This window comes from Rhodococcus sp. MALMAid1271 (assembly GCF_049195265.1).
Lineage (GTDB): Bacteria > Actinomycetota > Actinomycetes > Mycobacteriales > Mycobacteriaceae > Rhodococcoides.
Window position 1 is genome coordinate 1 of sequence record NZ_JBMIRQ010000041.1, and the last position, 7,076, is coordinate 7,076.

Consider the following 7,076-nt stretch of genomic DNA (forward strand, 5'->3'; position numbering starts at 1 on the left):
CATGCGCAGTGCACGGCACATACACGACGGGTGGAATGTTGTCCGGTAGCCGCATCTTCTCCCCCTGACCGAGCGCGGGGAGGTCGAACCCCACGACAGATCAGACGCAGCGAGTGGCTGTTCGGTTCCGTTCCGGAGCGAGCAGCATCCGGGCAGCGCCGGTATTACTTCCCCGCACCCTCCGCGATGTCGGTGATCGACTTCGACGTCCGCTGATCGGAATATTCGGCCTCGTCGAAGTACCGGCGGAACACCGAGCGCATCAATTCGATGACATCGATGTGCTGCAAGAGCACCACCCGCAATGATCGCTCGCCACTGAAGGAGATCTTCTCGAACTTCCGACCGAGCTGTTGAGCCGAATCAAGGGTGCCGAAGGCCTCGACGTCGATGAGCGACTTGGTCTGGCCCACCATGTCTTGCAGGTGCCTAATGTAGGCGGCGCAGACCTCGTCGCACTGGAACGCCACCCCCTCCGGAATTTCCAACACTCCGGCCTCTGCTTGCGCAGACAGCGCCTGCCACTGACTCATCGACGCAGCCAGCTCATTGGGTTCGGAACCCATCGTTTTCTCCTGTCAGCTCAACGACGGAAGGGACGGACGAAGGGACCGAGCAAGGCGCTCGACCTCAACACACGGATCGGCGAGGGGCTCGGTTCGTGCAAGACCATCGAGCATCAAGTAGACAACGCCGTTGTCGTGCCCGATTGCAATGCCGCAACTGACTTCGTCGTACTTGATCTTGCGTTGGAACCGCAGGCCATCGAACCCGTCGATCGCCGTGAATTGCTCGAACGGCCCCTCGTCGCGCAAATAGTCCAGCGAAAACATTGATGAGAAGACGCCGACCAGATACCACGATTCTGGGAGCGGATTTCTCCAGAAACACGTCGACCAATCGGGCGAAATCGGCCGTTCACCCACTAAATTTGCTTTCTTTGTTTCCACAGCCAGTCCTGCGGCTTCGATCGCCTCATCCGGGATGGTGCACGGATCCCACGCTGTAGTCGACTCAGTCGCAGCGACGGCCGTCGTCGACGGTGCTGCAGCCGCCGCGCCCTCGGTCACCCCACCACATCCGGCGACCAGCGCAGTCATGCCAACAACAACTGCCGCCCACCATCGCTTTGTGTTCACACCATTCCGTTTCGTCGACCCCGTCCACTGCGTTGGACGCAGCGAGTGACGAATCGGTTCCACCCCACCGTGCGAATCCATTCACGTCAGTAGCAGGAACACCGATGTGTTCTTCACAGATTCAGCATGGCGCGCAGTCGACGCACGCTCATCGCACCAGGTCGCTCCTCGTCCGGGAAAGAGTCGAGAAGTCGAACGAGATCATCGCGACGAGTCGGATCTGCAGCGGCATCGCGTGGCGTCCAACCTTCGAGTGCGGGAATGGATTCGCCGATCCACTTTTTTTCGTATGCACGGACCTGTTTGTCGAGGAGCGCAGCCAGCTCGGGAGCAACCTCGACGGGCACTGCCTCCTCCCCCGACCTCTCTGCCATCGCTTCTTCCGCCGAGAGGCGTCTTTCGCTCATCTGATCCGCATCGGGGTGAAGTGTCATCACGTCATCGATCAACGTGTCCATACGGCGTTCGGACATTGCTTCCACCGTCAAGCAGGTGCCGTCCAGGGTGAGAGTTCCGAGGATACTCGATTCGATGATCCAATGCCAACGATTCCCCTCCGCGGCCCCGTATTTCCGGCTCAGCCTGCGCCGTAGCCCCCCGACTTCGCCTAGCTCGAAAACGGCCTCGCACAACACCATCGGATCGCCGTCGCGAGTTTCGATTCGGCGAGGAGCAAACCGGGCGCTGAGAAAGCTCACCAAAGACTCGGGATCGACAGGATCGGCGTCGAGGATCTCGATCAGCTCCGCACGTTGCGCTGGATCGACAGGTTCGATCCCACCGAAGATCTGATAATGCTCACCGACTGGTGCGACTCGCGCGCAGATGAATTGTCCTGCAGCCAACTGTCGGCTGGCCGAACGTTCCGTGACGTCGAGCCGATCACCGGTGCGAATGTCGCGCAGAGACATGCCTTCTCCGGGGCTGACCGATTCGATCTCGTGAATCGACCGTTTCACCAGAAGCCATTGCTGAGACAGCATCAATTCGTCGGCTGGAAGCAGCGGCCCATGAGAAGTCACGAACTCGGCGAAGCCTCCGCCCTCGAACAACACGACATCGCCGACGAACGGGTCATCGAAAGCCTTCGACAGCGAATCGCCACCACCGCCGAGATGCGCAGTGCGTATCTCCGCCAGACCGAGAATGAGATCCGCTGCGTTCGCGGTCGCAGCATAGCCACCGGCCTTCTGGTACAGCCACTGTGCGCGATCATCGAGCGAAAGAACACTCTTACCGAGATGACACACCTTGTACTTTCGCCCCGACCCGCACCAGCAACGGTCGTTACGACCCAGATCGGACCGATCCTGAGGAACGTACGGCTCCAACAACTGTCGCAGGTCCGCGCCCGCGGCTGAATCGATACGACCGAGTAGAGACAGACCACGGACCGCGTCTCCCCGCGTCGACGCATACTCGGCGAGAGAGAGCACCGCAGGTTCGAAATGCGAGTCGGCGTCCAGCGCCTTCTCCAACGCCTTCTCAGCCGAGATTGCGTCTCCGAGTCGGTCCAGCGCGGTAGCACGGAACCAGTGTGCAGCTGCGGTCACCCGCCGCGGCCCTGCAGTGAGCAGCGCGTCGGCAACGTTCAGCAACGCCTCCGCAGCCCCGTCGCCGTTGAGCTGTCTCCGCAGTGCCAGTGCCGCAACCTCGGATCGACCAAGCGGGGCGAGCTCGTCTGCACCGTCCGAGACCGCCGCCTCGGCACGCTGTTGGGCGTCGTAGGCGGCCTCGCCGCGGATTTCCCGCAGGATGTCGCCGAACAGGACGAGTGCACGTGCGTCGGCGGCATCGACTCCGAAAGTGTTGGAGACGATGTTCGTTCGAGTGGTGGCCGCCGCGGCCTCGAAGTCGAATCCTGTTCGTGCCACACTGTCTTCCGACTGTTCGAAGCCGGCACCGGCAAAGATCTCAGACAGCGGCGGCCCTGGTTTCGTGAACAGGTCCGGTTGGTCGTACATCAGCTGGTAGACAACAGCATCGCGATCGACGCTCTCGTCTTCGGGCACAACCTCTAGCACGGCGGCAGTGACGTCGACCTGCTCCAGCGGGCCATCGACGGAACGAATACAGACCTCGCCACCCGCCACAACGAGCGATACGAGTTCACCTGGCTCGTAGTCACTCAGCGTCCCCTGCGGAAGCACGAGCGCTTCGCTGGGCGGCCACAGCGGGTCGTCGATGCCGCGAACGGTGAAGATCTCGTCGTCACCAATACCTCGGTACTTCGTGCGAAAGCCAGCTGGATCCCCGGCGAACTGCAGAAGAGTCGTGATCGGCGACAGGTCCTCCATCGAGTCGATGATGTCCGACGCCACCTCCTGCTCGGTGAGCCGGTGGGTGAGGACGCGGCCCTCCAACAGCGCGTCGACAGCGATGTTGCGCATGTCCGGCAGAAAAGCCAGATCGACCGAATCGACAGTGTCGACGAGTTCGTACATATCGCGTCGATGCCCGAATCCTCGGTCGGACATGACATTCGCCCAGTCCTCGGTGCTCAGTGGGCCGAGTTCCCGCAGGACGTCGAGGGCTGCTGCATCGAGCTCGTCGTAATCATCGTTGTCGTCCATCGCGGCCAGCATAAACGCGACGGGGGGAAGGTGGGTACCAGCACGCGCGGACGCGGTGCCCGGCCGTCGGCCCGGCCGCCGCCGGGGATCTGTTCGAACACATCGAGGCACTGATACTCCGCGGCATGCTGGATCAATTCATCGCCTACGGGTGGCTGGTCTGCGACGAAAAGTACATAGTGCCGCAACCTTTTCGACCGGCCCTCCTGGATGCGATGAAGTCACTGCCTTACTACCAACCAGGCGACGCCAACAGATGACCATCACCGGGTAGTTCTTCGCGGAGCTGCCGGACTTCACAACATCTCGTCCGCCAGACGCCGTCCAGCTTCCCTCAACCATCGTCGCGGATCCGCCACGGCCGCCTCCACGCTGCCGGAAAGATCCGAAAACGACACGGTCCGCACCTCGACGTCCGAATTCACCACACCGGCGACCACTGCCACCGGAACCGAAGCATCCGAACATATTTGGACGACATATCCGACGAGTTTGCCCGTCAGCGACGTGCGATCGAACATGCCCTCACCCGTCACCACGAGGTCGGAATTTGGCATTCTGTCCGACGCCTGGTCGACTGACGAGGGTTACATCCACAGGTCGTAGACGCTCAGGAGGAACCGTGACCGATCCCGCACGCACCGACGAGTACTTTCTCGGACTCGCCATCGAGCAGGCCCGGATCGGCTGGGAGGAAGGCGGCGTTCCGATCGGTGCGGCACTCGTCCACGACGGTGAAGTACTGGCGGTGGGGCGGAATCGCCGGGTCCAGATGGACAGCGCGATCCGTCACGGAGAAACTGACTGCATCGAACGAGCAGGACGGCTGCCGGCTGCGGTGTATCGAAAGTCGGTCCTCTACACCACGTTGTCCCCGTGTTTCATGTGTGCGGGAACCGCGCTGCTGTACGAGATTCCGCGAATCGTCATCGGTGAGAACCGCTCGTTCGAGATGTCGGAAAGCTTGCTCCGCAAACATGGGGTTCAGGTCGACGTCGTCGACGACCCCGCCTGTCTGCAGCTCATGGAACGCATGTTGGAGGAGCGACCGGCCCTGTGGCTCGAAGACATCGGTGAGGAGGCATGAGCAATGCTGCTGGGTTCACGATCTCTACACTGACAGGGTTTCATCCGGACCTGTGACGCTCACCGACCGATACGTCAACAGGATTGCCTGGTAGGCCCGTCTAGGCGCTGAACCTTTTCCACATGCCTTGTCGGTCATGGCAGCAGGCTTGCAAGCCGTTCGGTGGCAGCATCTGTGCCTAGTTCTTTTCTCAGCGTCGGGTAGTCGCGGTAGAAGCGAATCCATTGGACGAAAACAACAGGATGGATGTCGAAAAAGCGACAGTCGATGAAGGCTCCAGGCAGCGGACTGGGGTTTGCGTCCATCGGCAGTCGTGTGGTTTTGGTATGCGAGTACGGCGGGTAGTAGTCGGTCACCACCAGAATCGACGGCGGCCAGTGCGGCTCCAGCCGGACATCATTGATCAATTCCCAGGGGATGATCTTCACGAACCCGTATCCCCGCTGGGTGACGCCATTGGGCGTCAGTTCCACGAATCCCTGGCGTACCTTGCCTGTCAATATGACTACTGGGAAAGCGAAGCACGCGGCCGCCACAACCGCGAACGGTATAACGGCGAACAGGGAACCGGGGCCCAGACCCAGGAGTAGGACTCCCGATCCAGCGAACACCACGACGGCCATGCACAGCCACAACACAGCATGCCGATAGCGCACGGTCGAACCGTTCGTCGTTCGTCGAACACGAGATCCCGATGACGTCCCAGGTTGATAGAACAGTTGGATGACGGGAGGGATGGAGTAGATGCCGGACAAGCACATCAGCGCGGTGCCAAATACTGGGCCCAGAGTAGTCATGTTAGTAGCTGCGCCCCACAAGAAAAGAATTCCGATCAACTCGAGACACAGCATTTGCGCCGAGAACTTCAAGTCGAAACGAGTCTCAGCCACGTACTCCGGTGTTCCATGGCTCGACGGGTCAGAAGATTGCATCCCACACTTCCGTCGTCAGGTCGGACACCGCAGATTTCGTGTCTATGAGGGCACGCCAGCCATCCTGCGCAGTATCGCCGACCGAGTCGAACCCATCTTCGTACAGGCTGTCGACCATTCCCGAGGTAAAGATGCCGAATGCTGCGCCACCAATAGCGCCAGCGAGCGTCCCCACCCCAGGGATGGGTATCGCGGTGCCGATCAATGCCCCTGCGGCCACCGACGCCCCGAACCCCAAACTACCGGCAACGACGGCCTGGTCGACGGGCTTACCGTTCGCGATGTCGTAGCCAATGCTGAGCACCGTCAAGCCACCTCCCGCACGCAATGCCCATCTTCCTGCCTTCGAGTTCAGGTCATCTGCATTCCGACCCACGTCATCGGCTTGGTCCCGAAGGAAGTCGGAAAATCCGAAGTCGCGGTAGACAGCCGAGAAGGGAGACCCTGCGGGGGCCGTTCGGGCAAACTCGGCCCATCGAACGGCCTGCGCATGTAGGCCTTTGGCTTTCGTGGTCATCAACCACGCGCGCGTTTCCATCGCCGCTTGCGCCAACCCGATTGCTACCGAGCCACCGAAGAAGAAGGTCTTGGCTGCCGCGTCGATGTAATCGACTTTGAGCTTCTCGCCCGCCATGGTCTCTTCGCCGCGCAGTTGCGCGACTCTGCGCTCCAGAGCGTCGAAAGTATCGCGCAGGGCATCGTCGATGGGTTCGATGATGGCGTCGTCGATGACGTCGAGTCCAGCATCGATTGCGTCCGATCGGATGTCACGCATACCGTCGTGCAATGCCTGTAGCGCTGCAGCGAAGGCGTCGACCTTGGCGGCGTAATCTGCTGCTGCAGTCGCTAAGTCAGAGGCACCGTCCGTGGTGGTAAACGCCTGCACGGAGAAGGCCTCGGATGCCGGGCCATCCCATCCGGCGTCTGTTCGATTTCTGGTGGTATCCAGCGTGTCGATGGAGGTGCGCAGGCCATCGGCGAAGCTGTTGCGAAGCCACCCGGCCAATGCCTGCACCGAGCCCACGTTGCCGTCGACTTTCGTGTCGATGGGCACTTTCACTTCTCCCAGAGCGCAGCGTTGACTTCGTCGGCTGTGGCGGCGTCCTGGGTCTCGTATTCGGAGGCGCACTCATCGAGTGCGACCGAATACGACGCCAATGCGGTCTGCAGTTCGCTGCCGCGACCGGTGAACAGCGCCAGCATGCCGGCCAGCGCCGGCGCTCCGATACCGGTATCGGCGGCGTCGGGGATCGACGACGCTGCGGTGTCGAAGTCGTCGGCAATTTTCATCATTGCGTCCGCGGAATCGCGTAGCACCGCGACGTCGACGTACAGGGTCATGTGT

Annotated in this window: 9 protein-coding genes; 2 read left to right on the forward strand and 7 right to left on the reverse strand. The window is 61.2% G+C overall.

What is annotated here, in order from left to right; translation table 11 throughout:
- Positions 1 to 164: 164 nt before the first annotated feature.
- The 3 genes from ACOQFP_RS02915 to ACOQFP_RS02925 form a co-directional block, all read right to left on the reverse strand.
- Positions 165 to 566: a hypothetical protein gene (locus tag ACOQFP_RS02915; protein WP_421583386.1), complete on the reverse strand. Its 402-nt coding sequence runs from the start codon at positions 564 to 566 to the stop codon at positions 165 to 167.
- Between the two features lie 12 nt (positions 567 to 578).
- Complete coding sequence (locus ACOQFP_RS02920; RefSeq protein ID WP_421583387.1) at positions 579 to 1,100, reverse strand: DUF3558 domain-containing protein; 522 nt, start codon at positions 1,098 to 1,100, stop codon at positions 579 to 581.
- A gap of 152 nt (positions 1,101 to 1,252) precedes the next feature.
- Entirely contained in the window at positions 1,253 to 3,712 is a 2,460-nt protein-coding gene (locus ACOQFP_RS02925) for an SEC-C metal-binding domain-containing protein (protein ID WP_421583388.1), read from the reverse strand.
- 125 nt (positions 3,713 to 3,837) lie between these two features.
- On the opposite strand from ACOQFP_RS02925, the gene ACOQFP_RS02930 reads away from it, so the two are divergent.
- Positions 3,838 to 3,972 (forward strand): hypothetical protein, encoded by a 135-nt coding sequence (locus tag ACOQFP_RS02930; protein WP_421583389.1) that lies wholly within the window; start codon positions 3,838 to 3,840, stop codon positions 3,970 to 3,972.
- A gap of 36 nt (positions 3,973 to 4,008) precedes the next feature.
- Here ACOQFP_RS02930 and ACOQFP_RS02935 read toward each other — a convergent pair whose 3' ends face one another.
- Positions 4,009 to 4,269, reverse strand: coding sequence for a glycerate kinase (locus ACOQFP_RS02935; protein ID WP_421583390.1), 261 nt, complete (start codon positions 4,267 to 4,269; stop codon positions 4,009 to 4,011).
- A 65-nt stretch (positions 4,270 to 4,334) separates the two neighbouring features.
- Here ACOQFP_RS02935 and ACOQFP_RS02940 point away from each other — a divergent pair, with 65 nt between their 5' ends.
- Positions 4,335 to 4,799 (forward strand): nucleoside deaminase, encoded by a 465-nt coding sequence (locus ACOQFP_RS02940; protein ID WP_421583391.1) that lies wholly within the window; start codon positions 4,335 to 4,337, stop codon positions 4,797 to 4,799.
- A gap of 134 nt (positions 4,800 to 4,933) precedes the next feature.
- Here the strand turns inward: ACOQFP_RS02940 and ACOQFP_RS02945 are convergent, their stop codons facing one another.
- The 3 genes from ACOQFP_RS02945 to ACOQFP_RS02955 form a co-directional block, all read right to left on the reverse strand.
- Positions 4,934 to 5,689 carry a hypothetical protein gene (locus tag ACOQFP_RS02945; protein WP_421583392.1) on the reverse strand — a complete coding sequence of 252 codons (756 nt, stop codon included), beginning with the start codon at positions 5,687 to 5,689 and terminating at the stop codon, positions 4,934 to 4,936.
- A 28-nt stretch (positions 5,690 to 5,717) separates the two neighbouring features.
- On the reverse strand, positions 5,718 to 6,785 hold the full coding sequence (locus ACOQFP_RS02950; RefSeq protein WP_421583393.1) for a hypothetical protein: 1,068 nt from the start codon (positions 6,783 to 6,785) through the stop codon (positions 5,718 to 5,720).
- A 2-nt stretch (positions 6,786 to 6,787) separates the two neighbouring features.
- Positions 6,788 to 7,076 (reverse strand): hypothetical protein (locus ACOQFP_RS02955; protein ID WP_421583394.1); only part of this gene is annotated, 289 nt, incomplete at its 5' end.